This window comes from Enterococcus casseliflavus, assembly GCF_029215545.1.
Taxonomy (GTDB): Bacteria; Bacillota; Bacilli; order Lactobacillales; family Enterococcaceae; genus Enterococcus_D; species Enterococcus_D casseliflavus.
This window is the reverse complement of the sequence record NZ_CP119393.1, coordinates 2,338,983-2,358,700: the sequence shown is the minus strand read 5'-3', so window position 1 is coordinate 2,358,700 and position 19,718 is coordinate 2,338,983. Positions and strand designations below refer to the sequence as shown.

General features: G+C 46.1%; 8 protein-coding genes and 1 pseudogene. 5 read left to right on the top strand and 4 right to left on the bottom strand.

Annotated features, from left to right (window positions below; translation table 11 throughout):
* Positions 1-289: 289 nt before the first annotated feature.
* Positions 290-1,452 (bottom strand): IS3 family transposase gene (locus P0G38_RS11385; protein WP_139152374.1). Its coding sequence is split into 2 segments (ribosomal slippage): positions 290-1,176 and positions 1,176-1,452, totalling 1,164 coding nucleotides; the frame shifts between segments, so codons are not numbered across the junction.
* Positions 1,453-1,522: 70 nt separating this feature from the next.
* On the opposite strand from P0G38_RS11385, the pseudogene P0G38_RS17230 reads away from it, so the two are divergent.
* Together P0G38_RS17230 and P0G38_RS17225 are read left to right on the top strand one after the other, a co-directional pair.
* Positions 1,523-1,807, top strand: a pseudogene (locus tag P0G38_RS17230) (MucBP domain-containing protein); the annotation flags it as partial.
* Positions 1,802-2,011 carry an LPXTG cell wall anchor domain-containing protein gene (locus P0G38_RS17225; RefSeq protein WP_438844763.1) on the top strand — a complete coding sequence of 70 codons (210 nt, stop codon included), beginning with the start codon at positions 1,802-1,804 and terminating at the stop codon, positions 2,009-2,011. The pseudogene P0G38_RS17230 and the gene P0G38_RS17225, both read left to right, overlap by 6 nt.
* A 78-nt stretch (positions 2,012-2,089) precedes the next feature.
* On the opposite strand, the gene P0G38_RS11370 is transcribed toward P0G38_RS17225, so the two are convergent.
* A complete protein-coding gene (locus tag P0G38_RS11370) occupies positions 2,090-2,764 on the bottom strand; it encodes a CPBP family intramembrane glutamic endopeptidase (protein WP_074535092.1) in 675 nt (224 codons plus the stop codon).
* A 234-nt stretch (positions 2,765-2,998) separates the two neighbouring features.
* On the opposite strand from P0G38_RS11370, the gene P0G38_RS11365 reads away from it, so the two are divergent.
* The gene (locus P0G38_RS11365; protein ID WP_175445270.1) at positions 2,999-4,561 is read left to right on the top strand and encodes a polysaccharide deacetylase family protein; all 1,563 of its coding nucleotides are present in this window, start codon (positions 2,999-3,001) and stop codon (positions 4,559-4,561) included.
* Between the two features lie 69 nt (positions 4,562-4,630).
* Here the strand turns inward: P0G38_RS11365 and P0G38_RS11360 are convergent, their stop codons facing one another.
* Positions 4,631-5,515 carry a helix-turn-helix domain-containing protein gene (locus P0G38_RS11360; RefSeq protein WP_074535094.1) on the bottom strand — a complete coding sequence of 295 codons (885 nt, stop codon included), beginning with the start codon at positions 5,513-5,515 and terminating at the stop codon, positions 4,631-4,633.
* A gap of 216 nt (positions 5,516-5,731) precedes the next feature.
* Entirely contained in the window at positions 5,732-7,750 is a 2,019-nt protein-coding gene (locus P0G38_RS11355) for a hypothetical protein (protein WP_275851111.1), read from the bottom strand.
* 986 nt (positions 7,751-8,736) lie between these two features.
* Between P0G38_RS11355 and P0G38_RS11350 the strand changes: the two genes are divergently transcribed.
* Together P0G38_RS11350 and P0G38_RS11345 are read left to right on the top strand one after the other, a co-directional pair.
* Complete coding sequence (locus P0G38_RS11350) at positions 8,737-18,138, top strand: Ig-like domain-containing protein (protein ID WP_275851108.1); 9,402 nt, start codon at positions 8,737-8,739, stop codon at positions 18,136-18,138.
* A gap of 102 nt (positions 18,139-18,240) precedes the next feature.
* Complete coding sequence (locus P0G38_RS11345) at positions 18,241-19,710, top strand: adhesive domain-containing protein (RefSeq protein ID WP_275851104.1); 1,470 nt, start codon at positions 18,241-18,243, stop codon at positions 19,708-19,710.
* The last annotated feature ends 8 nt before the right edge of the window (positions 19,711-19,718 follow it).

Here is a 19,718-nt window from a genome sequence, read left to right as displayed (position 1 = left end):
TTTATGTGAGAGATATGTTTTAAACTAGTTGAAAAAAGACCACGTTGAATACTCGATGATATGCTCCCCCTATATAGGACACTGAAATATAAAAGTCCTGTATAGGGGGTATTTTGTATGCCAAAAAGAAAGATGAAACTCACTCCAGAAAAACGAGTAGATGGAATGGCAACAGTTTTTTTGACAAATTTTATAAGGTGCAGAACTTCTTTCCGTATGCTATTCCGATTGTCCTTGACAATGAGCCTCCTCGGATGTGACGATCTTCGGCAGGAGCTAACAGTTAAAGTTAGACTGCCTCGCTAGCGTTAGCACATCCGAGCTCATTATCAAGGATTCGCTGCGCCAATCTCTGGTTACGGTAACCAACCGGTGTCTCGTAGCCAAGTGTACCGTGCAACCGAAGGTGGTTCCACCAATTGACATAGTCAAATAACTCCAAATCCAATTGTTGTAAGGTTTCAAATGTGTATTGATAGACAAATTCTACTTTCAACGACTTATAAGTTGGTTCAGCTACGGCATTATCAAAAGGACAGCCTTTATGACTTAATGATCGATTGATATCAAAAGTTGTTAATAATTCATCAATAGCTTGGTTATCAAACTCTTTTCCACGATCAGTATGAAAAATCTCAACCTCTGTCAGAGGTTGTTTGATACGGCTAAATGCTTTTTTTACTAGAACGGCATCTTTATGTTCTCCACAAGAATAGCCGAGAATTTCTCGATTGAACAGATCCAAAATGAAACAGACATAATTCCATTTTTTCCCGACTCGTACATAAGTCAAGTCTGTTACGATCGCTTCTAATGGGTTGTCTCTTAAGAATTTACGATTCAATACGTTTGTCGTTTTGGCTTCATTGCAAGTAGAATGATGTACTTTAAAATAAGCAACAGTATAGCTCGATTTTAATCCTCTATTTTTCATGATTCTACTAATTTTTCGTCGGCTGATCTGAATGCCTCGTTTTGATAAGGCTTTTTTTATTTTTCTTGAGCCGTAGGCCTTTCGGCTGCGGATAAATTCTTCAGCGACTACTTCTTCAAGTTCTGATTCATCTTTCTTTGGTTTTGATTGATAATAATAGGACTGACGTGATAGACCTAATATTCTGCACATCGCTGATATAGGGTAAAGATGCTTATTCGCATCGATTACTTGTCTCTTCGTCCGAATATCAGCGCTGCTTGCTTTAAAATATCATTTTCCATTTCTAATTGCTGGTTTCTTTTACGTAGTTCTAACAATTCTTTTTGTTCAGGCGTAAGATTATCTTTTTCTTTGAATGAACCACTCGTTTTAGATTGCTTTACCCATTTGTCAAATGCTGAAGCCGTTAGTTCATATTCTCGAATGATTTCTACACGTGGCTTTCCAGCTAAGTAAAGATTGACGATTTGTTGCTTGAATTCTTGTGAAAAAGTTCTTCGTGTTCTCTTAGACATAAAAATTCCTCCTGGTATGTTTTCTTCTAGTCTACACACCTTAATTTTTCTGTCTAGTTAATTGTAGCCTATCCAATTACCAAAAAACAGTAAAGGTGTGTTTAGCGAAACAGCGCAAACAGTCACCTACATCTACACAAAAAGTCCGGTACCAGCAGCGGATGTAACGGTGGAGTATGTAGACACAGAAGGTAACGAAATTCATGCTTCCCAAATCCTATCAGGAAATGTAGGCGAACCTTACGATGCTAGCACAGAAAAATACTAAATATCAATCAACGACTACGTCTTAGATCGAAGTCGTTTGCCACAAAATGCGAAAGGAACATTCGGCAAGCTGGGGGCAACTGTGACGTACGTTTATACAAAAGAACAAGCTGCAACAGTTGATAGTTCTGATAATAGAGAAAAAGCTCCTGTGCAAACTGTTGTTTCGAAAAAAAGCGCTTCTGCACAAAGATTGCCGCAAACCGATGAGCAGGGGACGTTGTTCCCGTTTGTAGTTGGTTTGTTCTTTATCGCCACGGCAAGCTGGCTTTATTTCAGAAAGCGAAAATAGTGATTAAGTAAGCCATTGGGGAAAGTCGTTACCAACTATCAAAAAGGACAGCTAGGCTTCAGCTGTCCTTTTTGATGCTTATTTACCTAAAAATGAAATGAATCCCAGAGAGTCATAGAGAAAATGGCAGATCCCGCTGACCCATACGCTATTGGATTTTTTCCAAACGTAGTTGAGTGCCAATCTGGCAGGCATCAAGGTGATCAATAATTGAGCTGGATGAAAGCCGTACGCTGGGATGTGCCATAAAGCGAATAGCACACTGCAAATGATGGATGACCAGGCAAAAGAAAAGCCTCTTTTCTGCAACGCCAACAAGAGGTTGGTGCTAAGCAATTCTTCTCCCATCAGCATAAAGGGGACTTGCAAAAAGACCATTTGGACAGTGATGGTTTCGCTGATCGAGTTGGTTGTTGGTTGTCCAAAAATAGCGGCATAAATAAAGGAAAAGAACACGCCAGTCAAAATGACGAAAGGGACACCCCACAATAAAACGGTGAAACGAAAATGTTTGAACTGCTCCAAAAAGGTCGTTCGTAAGAGAAAATACCCTGCACTAAATGCGAAGACCAGATTCCAGATGGTACCGACGATCGATAACACGGAATCGTTTAGTGGGGTATAAGGAAGTAATTGATAGGTTAATCCTATGATTAAGGTAAGAAAGAATAAATAAACTGCTGATTTGTGTTTCATTTTGAACACCTCCTTCATAGTAATTGCCACATGCTGAATTATAAACAGAAAAAACATCAAAGTACAAAAAGATATCTCTCATTATTTTTAAACAAAAAGAAAAAGCAGTGAACACGATATCATACTTGGCAGAATTGGTTTTCTTAAAAGCAGAATAAAGGATTTCTAAGAACAATTCTCAAAATTTGTGAACAAAAAGAGAAGTTTATAAGAATCTCTGTAACACTGTTGAAATATTATTACGCTTATGTTACATTTTGTTTACGTTATTATGTTTGAGGGAGAATGTTTATGAAGAAATCAAGCAATGATTCAAATAATTCACAACATAGAGAAGCGACTTCTGAAAAACAAGCACCTATTTCGAGGGTCGAATCACATCAAAAGCAAACAACGGGAACGACAAGACGCACGCCAACTGCCAATCGTCAAGTTTCTAAAAAGAAGCCAACCCATCGCAAATATCTCTTTTCATTGATGACGCTGCTGACAATTGTCATTATCGCCACTGGGGGCTATATCGCTTTTACTTTGAAGCAGCAAGAAGCATTGGCACGCGAAAAATATGAAGCTGCCGCGCAAAAGCTATTAGCATCGATCCAAGAAGAACAAGCCAAAGAGGGAATTCCCGCAAAACTTGAAACATTGTCTGATGGCGACAAAAAAGAATTGATTTTCCGACCAAAAGAAGAAAATGCCATCCCTGTAAAGGATGCAAGTAAGAAATTATCGACCATGGCGAACAAGCTATGCAAAAAACACGCCGACAAAGAGACCGTTACGATCGCTCGGATTCAAGCACAAGCAGTTGCATCAAAAGTATCAACCTATTCCTTAAAAGCGGACAGCTATGTTTGGAATCGGGAGACTGGGCGGTTTGAAGATGCGGATAGCGTGGTTGCCGATCCAATTTTTATTTCCGAGAAAACCGGCAATGAATTATCCTTGGAAGACTTGGTTCCAGATGAAGGCAGCTTGCTAGGGATCCAGCAAGTGATTCAACAAAAGCTTTTGGATCAAGCCAAAGAACCGGCTAAAATCATTGATGCGGTCTTGGGGATGGACCGAATCACCTATGATTCAAAGTTTACTTATGATCCTGAAAAAATAACGCTCCAGTTGCCGCAAAATCAAACAGGCGTATCCGAGATCACTTTGGCTTACAAAGAGATTGCGCCCTTTATTGATCCAGAGCTGGTCAATGCGGATCAATTGAAAGAGCAACAAGCGATGTTAGACGAAAACAAAAAATATGTTGCGTTGACTTTCGATGATGGACCAAATGATACCTCGACACTGGATCTCTTAAAAATCTTGAAAGACAATGATGTGAAGGCAACGTTCTTTGAATTAGGCCAAATGGTGGATCGATATCCTGAAGTCGCGAAAAAAGTCCATGAGGAAGGGCATGAAATTGCCAGTCACTCCTATTCACATCCCCAATTAAATACGTTGTCGCCAGAGGAGGTCAAAGCGGAAATAACCAAAACGGACAAAGCCATCTATCAGGCGACAGGGGTCTTGCCTAAAAATTTGCGCCCGCCATATGGAGCGATCGATCAACAAAGCGCCCAAGCGGCAGGAAAATCGATCATTCAATGGAGTGTCGATACCGAGGATTGGAAGCTAAAAGAACCAAACAAAATTTTGAAGGTCGTCCAAAATAATGTCTACGATGGTTCAATAATTCTGCTCCATGATATTCATCCGAAATCCGTTCAAGCCGTACCTGGTATTATTCAAACGCTGAAAGCGCAAGGCTATGAATTTGTGACGGTGGATCAATTGCTCAATGGCAACCAAAAACCAATGTATCAATACTTTGGAGCGACAGACGAACGTAGTGTTAGCTAATAGCTGAAAAAGGAAGTGATGGCAATCATCACTTCCTTTTTATTAACGAACGCTGCAGTTGCCGCTTTATCACTCGGAGGAGGCAAATGCTCGGAGATAATCTTCATCCAATAGCAAAGCAAAATCATCGGCAAGGGCACCTTGATCCAATTCTCGCATGATAGCCAACATCTTTTGCGTGATCGTTTCACCAGCTTTTTGATCGCCGGTTCTTATGAGCAACACGCCTTGGAAAAACTTGCAGACGGTTTGGTGGAAAAATTCTTTGTAGTCTGTCGCCAAAAGTTTCAATTGGACGACGAGAACTTCCGTCGCATCGTATTGCTGGTGTTTTAGTGTATATTCGATCAAATTGATCAATAGCGCGCAATAAATTTCCCGACCTTTTTCCATATCGATGTAGTACTCGAGCATCTTGGATACTTTTTTGAAAAAGAGGAAATTATGGTCGTTGTCCAAAAGATCGATGGTGTTGCCAAATAGTTGGATTTCTTGTAACGTCCAGCTCTCAACATCAACGAGATAGGAAATAATCGTTTGACGATCACATTCCAAAACCGCACGTTTCCGATAGACCCCATGCTCTGCCAAGCATTGCAGCATGCGGATCCGTGAGCGAACCTCTGCGATGCGGACATTGTTAAGTCGGCTAGAGGTTTGCTGCAGTTCCTGTAACAGAATTTGTAACTGGTTGATATCGTGCTTGTTTGAATATTGCGTGTACCGATGGTTGTAGCTGTTTTGCTCATCCAGCCGATAGCCATTCGCGATATAGAGAAATTCATCGATATCCATTGATAGATTTTCTAAGATTTGCAACAGCAGGTTGGCAGCAATCTGATGCTTGCCTTTTTCAAATTCGATGGCATAAGACTTTGAAATAATCGTGCCATAGACTTCTTTTTGGGTGAAGCCTTTTTTCAATCGGATTTGTCTGATCGTTTCGCCATACATAAGAAAGCCTCCGCTCTCGTTGAATTAATGAAATCATGTATCCCTATTATAGTAAAACAAGCCCGGTGTAGGAATTAAAAAGGTCTTATATTTCAGACCTCTTCTGATTTCATGAGAAAACAGTTGGCAATTTTTGTGATGATGGTTGGTTAGACAGATACAAAAATAAACTAAGCCAATTTAAAAACGTGAGAACGCTGGGTTCTCACGTTTTTTTTATTTCTCATGGCGACCTTTCTTTCGAAAGAAAAGTAGACCAGCAATTCCAATGACCATTATCCCGACAGCTTGCATCAAAAAGGATAAAAGTCTATTTTCGCCTGTTTTGGGTAAATAGCGATTGTCAGCTGCAGTGTATGAATTGATCTGTTGCTTATGATTTAGTCGGGTTTTTTCGCGCTCTTCATTATTGTCAAAGCTTTTCTTAGATGGTTCTTTAGGTTTTTGTTGAACAAGTTTTTTTCTGATCGATTTGACTCTAGAAGGAGTGTTGCTTTTCTGTTGTCTATGAATGCCGTTATCCAAATTTTTCGTTTTCATTGCTTCAGATGACGGAAGGGCTGCAATCTGTTCTTTTCCGTTAGGGTGAACAATCGTCAATGCTTTAGGTTCAGCATTGACAGGAATTCCAGGTTGCGGGAATTCCGTTTGGCTTAAAGGTGTCGGTATCTTACTAGGTCCAGCCATCGGAATTTTCGTCGGAACCAGAAATTCCTGCTTCTGGTTGATCGCAGTTGGTGTAGCGCCAGGTTCTGCATAAGGTATTTGATTCGGCACTAAAGAATCAAAGGTTACTAAAGGAGCGGGAATTTTCTCAGGTACAGCCATCGGAATTTTCGTCGGAACCAGAAATTCCTGCTTCTGGTCAATCACAGTTGGCGTAGCGCTAGGTACAGCATAAGGCACTTTATTCGGCACCAAAGAATCAGTGATTACTAAAGGAACGGGAATTTTCTCAGGTACAGCAATTGGAGCTTTTGTCGGTACAAGAAATTCCTGCTTCTGGTCAATCAAAGTTGGCGTAGCGCTAGGTACTGCATAAGGTATTTTATTTGGCACCAAGGAATCAAAGGTTACTAAAGGAGCAGGAATTTTCTCAGGTACAGCCATCGGAATTTTCGTCGGAACCAGAAATTCCTGCTTTTGGTTAATCACAGTTGGCGTAGCGCCAGGTACTGCATAAGGTATTTTATTCGGCACCAAGGAATCAAAGGTTACTAAAGGAGTCGGACTTTTCTCTGGTACGGTCATAGGAGCTTTTGTCGGTACAAGAAATTCCTGCTTCTGGTTAATCAAAGTTGGCGTAGCGCTAGGTACAGCATAAGGCACTTTATTCGGCACCAAAGGATCAGGGATTACTAAAGGAACGGGAATTTTCTCAGGTACAGCAATTGGAGTTTTCGTCGGTACAAGAAATTCCTGCTTCTGGTTAATCACAGTTGGCGTAGCGCTAGGTACAGCATAAGGCACTTTATTCGGCACTAAAGAATCAAAGGTTACTAAAGGAGCAGGAATTTTCTCAGGTACAGCCATCGGAATTTTCGTCGGAACCAGAAATTCCTGATTCTGGTTGATCGCAGTTGGTGTAGCACCAGGTACAGCATAAGGCACTTTATTCGACACTAAGGAATCAAAGGTTACTAAAGGAACAGGAATTTTCTCAGGTACGGCTATCGGAGCTTTTGTCGGGACAGAATCGTCTTTCTTTTTTATTGAAGATACCGCTGGTTCATCAGGTACAGCATAGGGAGCGCTCGTAGGTACTACCTCTTGCTCTACTTTTCCTGAGGGTTTTGGAACAGCAGGAGGTACGGCTTGTGGTGTTCTTCTGGGTTCTTCAGTCGATCCTTGTTGCTCTGGTTTGTCAGGTTTCATTTCTGGAACGGCGAATGGTTCTTTTGAAAGGGGAACTGTTTGCTCGTTTTGTTTTTTCAGCGCTGGTATCTGTTGCGGTTCACATGCTGGTTGTCTTTGCGAAGGAACTTGCAAAGTCGGATGAGGATCGGGCGCCTGTGCAGGTTTGCTTAATTGCTCGTTTGCAATCAATTGCTCCGCGTATTCCTTAGGAACGGCTTTGCCTTCGTCATACCAATAGTCACCATCTTTTAATAAGACGTGATGGGTGGTTGGATCGGTCAAATAGGATGGATCTTTTTCCTGTGCGAAGCAGGTTTCAACAGTGAAGGTTCCTAAAATTGCAGTGGTCATTAAACTTGTTACTATTTCTTTTTTCATAATCTTCTCCCTTACATTTCTTTCTCAGACAAAGCTAAGACATATCAATACAAGAATCATTACTAGCCAATCCATCTTCTTATGCTCCTTATGTGGTATTAGAAGAAGACGATTGGGCAGCTGCGTTTCCTTCTTACCAGCAAGTATAATCAAAAAGAATCTAATAAATGCTTAGGTCCAAAATGTAAGACCAAATAGCTACTGAAAAATTTAGCACAGATAAACAAGAAGCAAATGATATCTGAAGAAATTCTATTTCATGATGGCGCATGCTCAATTTTAATTGGGGATTTTCATTCCTTTTTTCACAGAACTTTTTACGAGCGTTTCGATTCCTTTTTATCATTAGTATGAGTTATTTTAGGGGATATCGTGAAAAATGGCTTAAATATTTTTGTTTTTTTATTTGCAGAGGTAAAAAACGAGGTTGAAGACAAGAAAAAACAACATCATCGTTTTTCTCGTTTTTAATGCATAAGTATACAAATGTAATCGTATTCATTATGTTGATTAAATATAAAAAATGAAATGATTTTATGATAAAAAATGATAGTTTTTTATCGTTATGCACTTATTTATCAGAGAAATATAAATAATTTTTGCTCGTTTATAAAATAAATGTTTTATGTTATGTAAGGTTAATTCCAGTGTTTTTTTAATTATTTATCGTGTTTATAATTTGTTGGAAAGAAATAAATTTGCTAGAATTTTGGTACACAGTGTGTTCGACTAGTTATTTTATTTCTCGGTTTTCACAAGTGCATTTTAATGTGCTTCGAAACTATTTGAACAAAAATCACTGGGTTTTTCAGAAAGCATGCGAAAAAATCTTCGCTTTGCGATCGGTAACTTTTGTTTTCTCTCTATGCCTTTGGGTGTTGGGTTGAAATAGATTTTCATCTGGTTTTAAAGGGGGCAGGAAACATTCCAGAGATCATCAGTTTTATCTTTTGTCGGTTAAATTATTTCGAACAGGAGGAGAATGAATGAAAGGCATAAATTACAAAAAGCTCATGGATTCAAAGAAAAACACACGCGTTCGAACAAAGAAAAATATTATTGCGAATTTAACTGTCAGTGGGATGTTGTTGACGAGTACGGTGGTCGTGCCAGCAAGTTTGTTATGGGCACCAACGACGGTTGAAGCTGCTTTGGTTTCAGCTGAACTTTTCTCAGATATCACAGCGTCTAATAACTCAGGCACGAGTGCGTCTGCACCTTACGCAACTCCTGGTGCAACGAACCAAGTCAATTTCTCGATTTCTGGATCAAATGCAGTAACGTTTGATGTCTTGAATGGGGATAAAGTCGCAGTTGTTGGGGTTCCTCAAGGGCTTACTGGTTTGGTTCAACCGGCAGGAAATGCCTCGATTTCCACCAATGTGACACTACAATTGGGAAATTTCCCAGCCTTGCAAACATTGATCGGGACAGTCACACCAGCAGTCAATACCTTGATCAGCACGGTGGATGGGATCGTCAATCAAAACTTAGCTGACGCATTGGATATTCCGCCAACAATCCTACCCGGCGTACCAAATCCGTTGTATACGGCGGCTTCAATCGTGGATGTTAGCCAAGTGATTTCCGTCAACTTAGCTGAAATTACGACCCAGTTAGACTTATTAAATCAACTTGGACAATTTGGCCAAGCGAATTTTGAAGTTCCAGCTGGACTAACCGAAAATGAACGTGCCCTGATTGCCAATGTGGATGATGGTTTATTTATCGTTGTCAATCAGCGCATCAATCAAATTCTTGATAATTTACAAGCGGCACAGATCCAAGTCAGTATTCTAGATGGTGCCAGCGGCATCCCAGGAATTGGTACCTTGATCAGCGGGATCAATACACTGGTTCAAACCACGGTCAATACCGCCAAAGCAACGCTAAATGGTACTGTTGAAACTGCTCAAAATGTCTTAAATGCTACGACCAATCTAGCAGATCAGGTTGCTTCTGCTTCTGTTTTAGGTCAAACCAACGTGGTGATTCCAACGAATGTTACCAGTCCGACCTATGCGCAATTGGTTGAAAATGGTGTGGCGAATCCTTCCACTCCTTACGAAGCTCGCTTCGAAGCAACGATGTCTCAGCTTGACCTCATCACCATTGATTTATTTACGGATGCTGACGGCAATAACTCGATTTGGTTTGCACCAGACACACCAGAAGATCAAACCGATACACCAACGATCAATCCATTGACAGCAGGGGAAACGACGATCAGCGGAACAGCTGAGCCAGGCGCAGCCATAACATTGGCGATCAACGGCGGTGCACCTATTACCACAACCGCAGATGGTGACGGCAATTGGACGACCGATGTCCCTGAATTGGTAGAAGGTGATACAGTCACAGCAGTAGCGGAAGCGGATGGGGAATCAGCGAGTGAACCTGCGACGGCAACGGTAGCAGCACCAGTGGTCAATGCCCCAACGGCTTCGATTACAGGAAACAGCACCGATGGGTATCCTGTGACGGGGACAGCCGCAGCAAATGCAGCCATTGAAATCACCAATGCCGAGGGTGAAGTCGTTGGCACTGGGACGGCAAATGAGAACGGCAACTACAGTATCACGTTGAACCCAGCAGATGTAGCAGAAAATGAAAACTTGAATGTTGCTGCAATCGTTACTGCTGGCGGTCAAACTTACCGCAGTGGCAATACGCCAATCGTCGTTCCAGCAGACGATGCCGAGCAACAAACGGGAACACCAACGATCCAACCAGTGACTGCTGGGGATACAAGCGTTAGCGGAACGGCTGAGCCTGGTGCCTCGATTACTGTGACCGTCAACGGGGCAGATCCGATCGTGACAGAAGCCGATGAAGAGGGCAATTGGCGTGTTGATGTGGACGAGGTGTCAGAAGGCGATACGGTTTCAGCTGTCGCCGAACTAGAAGGACAAACACCGAGTCAGCCAGCAAGCACCACCGTGTCCGCCTTAACGGTCAATGCCCCGACGGCTTCAATCACAGGAAATAGTCAAGAAGGCTATCCAGTGACTGGAACAGCTGCACCAAATGCGGCCATTGAGATCACCAATGCGGATGGCGAAATTGTCGGAACAGGTACTGCCAATGAGAATGGCGTTTATACGGTGACGTTAGATCCAGCAGATGTTGCCGCGGAAGAAACCTTGAATGTGACGGCAGTTGTGACCGCTGGCGGCGAAACCTATCGAAGCAACCCGACACCTGTTGTGGTGCCTGCAGATATCCTGCAGACGGAAACACCAACGATCGATCCAGTCAGTGCTGGAGATACGACCGTTAGTGGGACAGCCGAACCGGGGGCAACGGTAACGATCACGCTTCCTGAAGGCGATCCAATCACGGCGGAAGCCGATGATGAAGGCAACTGGGAAGCAACGGTTCCTGAATTGTCAGAAGGCGATTCCGTGACGGTCGTAGCTGAGTCTGAAGGCAAAGATCCGAGTGCCCCAATCACCGTGAGTGTAAACGGTTTAACCGTGGCGGCGCCAACAGCTACGATCACTGGAAATAGCACAGATGGGTATCCAGTAACGGGAATAGCGACTGCCAATGCAGCGATTGAAATTTTGAATGAAGCAGGCGATGTCGTTGGTAGTGGAACAGCCGATGATGAAGGCAACTTCACGATCACCCTTGATCCTCAAGAGGTGGCAGCTGGCGACAACTTGCGGGTGGAAGCGATCGTGACGGCTGGTGGTGAAGACTATCGCAGTACAGGCACACCGCTTGTAGTTCCTGCAGATGATGTAGAAAACTTGACGGAAACACCAACGATCAACCCAGTAACAGCTGGGGATACGACTGTCAGCGGAACGGCTGAACCAGGGGCAACAGTGACGATCACGCTGCCTGAAGGCGATCCGATCACGGCTGAAGCCGATGACGAAGGCAACTGGGAAGCGACGGTTCCTGAATTATCAGAAGGCGATACGGTAACAGTCGTTGCCGAGGCCGAAGGCAAAGATCCAAGTGCACCGATTACCGTGACCGTTGATGGTGTTACGGTCAGTGCACCGAGCGCTTCCATCACAGGCAATAGCACGGATGGCTATCCAGTCAGCGGAACAACGACACCGAATGCGGCAATTGAGATTTTGAATGAAGCAGGCGATGTTGTTGGTAGCACGACGGCGGATGACACGGGTGCTTATACCGTGACCTTAGATCCAGCCGATGTGGCGCCAGAAGAAGCCTTGCAGGTGGTGGCAGTTGTGACAGCAGGCGGTCAAGACTACCGCAGTAATGCCACACCAATCACCGTACCAGCAGACATTGAACAAACAGGGACACCAACGATCGATCCGGTCACAGCAGGTGATACCACGATTAGCGGAACGGCAGAACCAGGGTCGACGGTTACTGTGACGATCACCGATCAAGAACCAGTAACGGCTGAAACGGATGACGAAGGAAACTGGCTTGCAGAAGTGCCAGCAGTCTCTGGTGGCGATACAGTCACGGTCGTTGCGGAAGCCGAAGGCAAAGAGCCAAGCGCGCCAATCAGCGTTGGAGTCAATGGAGTGACGGTGGCAGCACCGACAGCGATCATCAGCGGCAATAGTACCGATGGTTATCCAATCACGGGGACTGCACCAGCGAATGCAGCGATCGAAGTACTGAATGAAGCAGGCGATGTGATTGGTACTGGCACAGCCGAGGGGGATGGAAACTATACGGTAACCATCGCACCAGCCGATGCAGCACCAGAAGAAACCTTGTCTGTCGTTGCGATCGTAACAGCTGGCGGGGATGAGTACCGCAGTCCTGCCACACCAGTGACGGTCCCAGCAGATGAGCTTGAACAAACAGCATTACCAACCATCGACCCAATCAATGCAGGGGACACGACGATCAGTGGGACTGCCGAACCAGGCGCTACGGTGACGGTAACGATCCCAGGTGAAGAACCTGTGACTGGTGAAGCCGATGACGAGGGCAACTGGACGGTTGAAGTTCCTGAAGTTTCTGAAGGAGAAACCGTCACAGTGGTCGCACAAGCACCAGACAAAGATCCAAGTGCACCAATCAGTGTTGGGGTCAATGGATTGACGATTGCTACGCCAACCGCGACGATCAGTGGCAATAGTACCGATGGGTACCCAGTAACGGGAACGGCACCAGCCAATGCAGCCATCGAAATCTTGAATGCCGATGACGAAGTAGTAGGTACTGGCACTGCCAATGACGAAGGCCAATATACGATCACGTTGACGAGTGATGATGCGTCTCCAGCTGAAACCTTACGGGTGGTGGCGGTAGTCACAGCCGGTGGTCAAGATTACCGCAGTGCGGCTGCACCAATCACAGTACCTTTGGATCAAACTGCAGTGCCAACCATTGAAGCGGTGACAGCCGGCGACACTACGATCAGTGGAACCGCTGAACCTGGGGCGACAGTTTCGGTAACGATTGGTGACGCAGAGCCAGTCACTGCCGAAGCAGATGACGAAGGCAATTGGACGGCAACGGTGCCCGAGGTTTCTCAAGGTGAAACAGTTTCCGTGGTAGCGACCCTTGATGGGGAAACTCCAAGTGACGCAGCAACGGTCATCGTAAATCCACTTAGTGTGGCAACACCGACAGCAGCGATCAGCGGCAATAGTACAGAGGGGTATCCAGTTACAGGAACGGCAACGCCGAATGCAGCGATTGAGATCTTAAATGCAGCCGGTGAGGTTGTCGGCAGTGGCGAAGCAAATGAGGAAGGTGCCTACAACATCACATTGAGCAGCGACGATGTTGATCCTTCAGAAACGCTTCAGGTGGTGGCAGTGGTAACCGCTGGGGGCGATGAATACCGCAGTGCACCGCTTTCCATCGTGGTACCAGCAGACCAGACGACCACACCAACGATCGAGCCAGTGCAAGCAGGGGATACATCCGTCGGAGGAACGGCCGAACCTGGTTCAACGGTGACGGTGGAGATTCCTGGAGAAGATCCAGTGACTGCCGAAACGGATGAGGAAGGCAATTGGACGGTCACCGTACCAGAGCTTTCAGAAGGCGACACGGTCACAGTGGTTGCTGAAGCTGAAGGCAAAGACCCAAGTGAACCAATCAGTGTCGGTGTCGGTGCCTTGAACGTGGCAGCACCAACGGCAACGATCACTGGCAACAGTACTGACGGCTATCCAGTCACAGGGACAGCACCAGCCAACGCAGCCATTGAAATCTTAAATGATGACAATGAAGTGGTGGGCAGTGGGACTGCCAATGGAGACGGTGAGTATACGATCACCTTGACAGAAGGTGTTTCTCCAGCAGAAAACTTGCGAGTGGTAGCAGTGGTAACTGCTGGCGGTCAAGAATACCGCAGTCCAGCAACTACTATCGTGGTGCCAGAAGATAACGCAGAAGACCAAACAGCAGCACCGACTGTCGCACCCGTGGTTGCTGGGGCTACAACCGTTAGCGGAACGGCTGAACCAGGAGCAGAGGTAACCGTTGAACTGCCAAGCGGTGATACTGTTACAGTGGCAGCGAATGACGAAGGTGAGTGGACGGCAACTGTGCCGACGGTTTCTCTGGATGATGTCTTGACAGTTACTGCCTTGGCAGACGGCAAAACAGAAAGTTTACCAGTAACAGTGACGGTGCAAGGGCTGATCGTGGCAGCACCAACGGCAACGATTTCTGGCAATAGTGCAGATGGCTATCCAGTAACTGGTACAGCACCAGCCAATGCGGCAATCGAAATCTTAAATGCTGATGATCAAGTGATTGGCACAGGGACGGCCAATGAGAATGGTGTTTACACCGTTACCTTGACCAGTGAAGAGGCATCAGCAGGAGAAACGGTCCGTGTCATTGCCATCGTTTCAGCAGGTGGGGATGACTTCCGTAGTCAACCAACGGCTGTCGTGGTACCTGCGGATCAAACGGCGACACCAACGATCAATCCAGCAGTGGCTGGCGCAACAGAAATCAGCGGGACAGCCGAACCAGGAGCAACAGTCAGCGTGACGGTCGGTGAGCAAGACCCAATCACCGCTGAAGTTGACGATGAGGGCAATTGGCAAGCTGAGGTACCAGCGCTTTCTGAAGGAACGACTGTTACGGCAGTGGCAGAAATAGAAAATGAAACACCAAGTACACCAGCAACGATCACGGTCGGGGCATTAACGGTGGCGGCTCCTAGTGCGTCTATCAGCGGCAATGCAGCCGATGGCTATCCAGTGACCGGAACAGGACCAGCGAATGCGACCATCGAAATCTTGAATGAAGCTGGCGAGACAGTTGGAACGGGTACAACCGATGATGCAGGGCTTTACACGATCAATTTGACCAGTGAAGATGTCTCTCCTGAAGAAAACTTGACGGTGGTTGCGGTGGTCACAGCTGGTGGCAAGGATTATCGCAGTCCAGCGACACCGATCATGGTGCCAGCTGAACCGGGTGAAAATCAAACAACGGCACCAACGGTTGATCCAATCAAAGCAGGCGATGAAACCGTTAGCGGAACGGCCGAACCAGGCTCAACTGTGACTGTAACACTACCGGATGGCACAGAAGAAACCGCCGAAACAGATGACGAAGGCAACTGGAGTGTCGATGTGCCAGAATTGTCTGAAGGGGATACCATCACAGTCGTCGCAGACAGTGACGGCAAAGACCCAAGTGATCCAATCACTGTCATCGTTGAAGGAGTGACTGTCGCAGCACCAACAGCTTCCATCAGCGGCAACAGCACGGATGGCTACCCAGTGACTGGTACAGCACCAGCCAATGCAGCGATCGAGATCTTGAACGCAGCCAATGAAGTCGTTGGAAGAGGCACTGCCGATGGAGACGGCAACTATACAGTGGCCTTAACTGCTGAAACTGTCGATCCAGAAGAAACCTTAAACGTCGTTGCCATCGTTACAGCTGGTGGGAAAGAGTATCGCAGTAATCCAACAGCGGTCATCGTACCAGCAGATACGGTAGTGGATCAGACAGCTGCACCAACGATCGATCCAATCACGGCGGGGGATACCAGCATCAGCGGAACGGCTGAACCAGGTTCAACCGTGACGATTACCGTACCAGATGCGGAACCAATCACGGCTGAAACGGATGACGAAGGCAATTGGACGGCAGAAGTACCAGAAGTTTCTGAAGGCGATGCAGTCACTGTTGTGGCACAATCACCTGACAAAGAGCCAAGCGCTCCAGTCACAGTTGGCGTGGGTGCGTTGACGGTCACTGCTCCTAGTGCAACTATCACAGGCAATAGCACGGACGGCTATCCAGTAACTGGAACGGCACCAGCCAATGCCACGGTACAAATCTTGAATAGCGATGGACAAATCGTCGGTTCAGGAACTGCAGACGCAGAAGGAAACTACAGTATCACTCTTGAACCAACAGCTGTTGCACCAGCGGAAAGCTTAACCGTCGTTGCAGTTCTGACAGCTGGCGGCAAAGAATACCGCAGTAATGCGACACCGATCGTGGTACCTTTGGATCAAGAAGAGCAACAAACTGCAACACCAACGATCGATCCAGTCAAAGCTGGCGATACGACGATCAGCGGGACTGCCGAACCAGGTTCAACGGTGACGGTAACGATTGGTGAAAATGAACCAATCACGACCGAAACGGACGAAGAGGGCAATTGGACAGTCGAGGTACCTGAAGTTGCGGAGGGTGATACCGTCACTGTTGTGGCACAATCACCTGAAAAAGATCCTAGTGCACCAATCACAGTGAGTGTGGATGGCATCACGGTTTCAGCACCGACCGCGTCCATCACTGGCAATCCAGAGGATGGTTACCCAGTGACAGGGATGGCAGCACCAAATGCGGCGATTGAAATCTTGAATGAAGCGGGAGACGTCGTTGGATCAGGCACTACCGATGAAAATGGCAACTACACGATCACGCTCTCTGGTGAAGCAGTGTCTCCTGAAGAATCACTGAACGTCGTTGCGATCATCACCGCTGGTGGCAAAGACTATCGGAGTAATGCGACACCAATCGTAGTGCCCGTTGAGAATACGATCGATCAAACCGCTACACCAATCATCGAACCAGTCACAGCTGGTGACACGACTATCACTGGTACTGCTGTACCGGGAGCGATGGTCACCGTGACGGTAACGGGCGAAGAAGCGGTTGAAACCGAAGCAGATGAAGCAGGAAATTGGTCAGTGGACGTTGCCGAAGTTTCTCGAGATGAAATCGTAACAGCAGTGGCGCAAAGCGAAGGAGAAACCGCCAGTGAACCAGCAACGACCGTTGTTAATGGCATCACAGTCAACGCACCTTCAGCATCCATTACTGGGAATTCCCAAGAAGGCTATCCAGTAACCGGGAACGGTCCTGCCAATGCAGCGATTGAAATTTTGAATGAAGCGGGTGATGTCGTAGGAACAGGCACTACCGATGAAAATGGTGACTATACGATCACATTGAGTAGTGAGGATGTCGCACCAGAAGAAAACTTATCGGTTGTGGCGATCGTCACTGCTGGCGGGGATGACTACCGCAGTAATGCGACACCAATCGTCGTACCTGTCGATGATGAAATCATCAAGACAGATACTCCAACTATTGACCCAGTCACGGCAGGTGATACAACGATCAGCGGAACGAGTGAGCCAGGTGCTACGATCACCGTTACCATCAGCGATCCGTTAACAAGTAGATTCCTGACCATCTTCGCGGCTGAAGGACCAATCACAACGATCGCCGATCAAAATGGCGACTGGCGTGTTGAGCTATCCGCGGAAGCAACGGAAGGTGAAACTGTTACGGTTCTTGCTTTAGCAGATGGCGAAACCCTGAGTGATCCGACGACGACCGTAGTCGATGCTTTGACGGTTGATGCACCGGTTGCTACAATCACTGGCAATCCTACCGATGGCTATCCAGTTTTCGGGAATGGACCAGCCAATGCGGCGATCGAAATCTTGAATGAAGCAGGTGATGTTGTCGGAACTGGAACGACCAATGGAAATGGTGCGTTTAGCATCACATTAGATCCAGAGGATGTTTCACCAGAAGAAACCCTTAACGTTGTGGCGATCGTTACAGCAGGTGGCAGAGAATACCGCAGTGCTACAACACCAATCGTGGTACCAACGGGTGACAATGGCACGGATGGTTCAGATGGTACTGACGGCACGGACGGTACCGATGGAACTGATGGCACAAATGGCACCAATGGTTCTGATGGTACGAATGGTACCGACGGAAGCAACGGCGCTTGGGGCAACTGGGGCAATTGGGGAAACAATAACTGGAACAGCAACAATAACAACCAAAGCTGGTGGGGAAGTAAATTCTTACCGAAAACGGGATCAGAAGGAACCTGGTACGCTTCAGTAATCGGAGCAGCAGTCTTCGTTGTCGGAGGAATCGGCTTGTTCTTCAAAGCAAGAAAGAAAAAAGATCAGCAAAAATAGCATGACTTTACCAGCGGAGTGGACATCCTCCGCTGGTATATCTAGTGAATCAAAACTTTGAAGCATTGATCATCGTTTCGTAAAGAAAGGGTTAGAAATGGTATGGAAAGCAGAAGGAGGGAAAAACGTTTTTACAAATGGACGATTGCTCAGGTGATTTTCTTGTTGACCAGCATCAGTTTCGTCAATTTGTATTTTTTAACAACGACCAAAGAAGCCGAGGCGGCAGTGAACGTATTAGATGTGGAAATTTTAAGCAATTTAACGAGTGCCAATACAAGTGGTACTTCAGCAAGTGCACCGTGGCCAGGCAGTGTGACAAATCGACCAGTGACTTTTTCGATCAAAGGGAACGGTGGCTTGAACGCTTCTGTGAATGTCAACGGTGAGGATAAATTTGCTTTGTTGGCGATCCCCACAGAGTTGAGAACTAGCATCAGTGCCAATGGGCCAGCAGCTATCAAAACGTCGACCACAGTCAATATTGCCAATGTCCCGCTTTTGAATGCGATTTTAACAGCGCTTGATTCCTTGACCAGCTCCTTAAATCTCAATCTCGGGATCGTGCAAATCGATTTAACGGCTGTCAATCAGCAAATTTCCTTGCTAAAAACCGTTGGTAATTTAGGAAATGTAGAAATGACTAGCCCGTTGCAGTTCACCACCCAAAGAGAAGCGTTGTATGCCAATATGAGTTCGAACCTCGGTGTCGTTTTAGGAACCAATGTCCCGCAAATTTTACGGAATTTAAGCACGGCGATTCAAAATACCCAGATCCGAGTGATCGGCATCGATATTGGCGGCGTCGTTCGCGCATTGCTGCAAGGATTGCTGAATACCCTGCTTAGCACCGTAACGTCAGCGTTGAACAATTTGGCAACCGTCCAAGAACAAATGGCGGATGCAGCCGTTTTAGGAGCAACGGATGTTCAAATTCCTACGCTACTTTCGGGTCCAGGACAGTTGTCCGCAAATTGGACCGCCAATTTTTCGGCTTCTGTGTTGAAGGCAAAGCCGACGGACATCAATCTCTTGAACTTTAGTGCGCTAAATATCAGCAGTCGCCAAACCATGATTTATTTCATGGTCGAAGCACTGACGATGGATCGGACGAATCTGCCGACTCAGCTGAATTTTGGCCGACATGCCATTCAAACGAAAAAGAGTGAGACATGGCGGGCAACCGCCAACGGCGACCAAAGCGCAGCAGCTACAACTGGGATTTTACGGATCAATGATACCCGCAATCGTCAGAAAAAATGGCAAGTCAAGGTCAGACAATCCACCAATTGGGTCAATGGCACGCGAACATTGCCAGCTGCCGAATTAAGGGTTCAGCTTGGAACTGTCAATTCGACATTTACAGACGGTCGAGTGGTTTTACCTGATAATGCAACGATTGCTCTGCAGCAAAATGTCGAAAAAAATGTGGTGACGTTGGAAAATGCGGCATCGACTGGTGGACTGACTGTTAATTTTTCCCAGTTCAATTTATTTGTACCTGAGAAAACACCGAAATTTCAAGGTCAGTATCGCGCCACAGTCGTGTGGACCGTTTCCGATACACCTTGAAAAGGAAG

What these genes read in the sequence shown, in the direction of transcription:
- P0G38_RS11370 (WP_074535092.1), bottom strand. Translation starts at nt 2,764, where the DNA reads ATGTTTTTTCTGTTTATAATTCAGCATGTGGCAATTACTATGAAGGAG.
- P0G38_RS11360 (WP_074535094.1), bottom strand. Translation starts at nt 5,515, where the DNA reads ATGTATGGCGAAACGATCAGACAAATCCGATTGAAAAAAGGCTTCACC.
- P0G38_RS11350 (WP_275851108.1), top strand. Translation starts at nt 8,737, where the DNA reads ATGAAAGGCATAAATTACAAAAAGCTCATGGATTCAAAGAAAAACACA.
- P0G38_RS11345 (WP_275851104.1), top strand. Translation starts at nt 18,241, where the DNA reads ATGGAAAGCAGAAGGAGGGAAAAACGTTTTTACAAATGGACGATTGCT.
- P0G38_RS11355 (WP_275851111.1), bottom strand. Translation starts at nt 7,750, where the DNA reads ATGAAAAAAGAAATAGTAACAAGTTTAATGACCACTGCAATTTTAGGA.
- P0G38_RS11365 (WP_175445270.1), top strand. Translation starts at nt 2,999, where the DNA reads ATGAAGAAATCAAGCAATGATTCAAATAATTCACAACATAGAGAAGCG.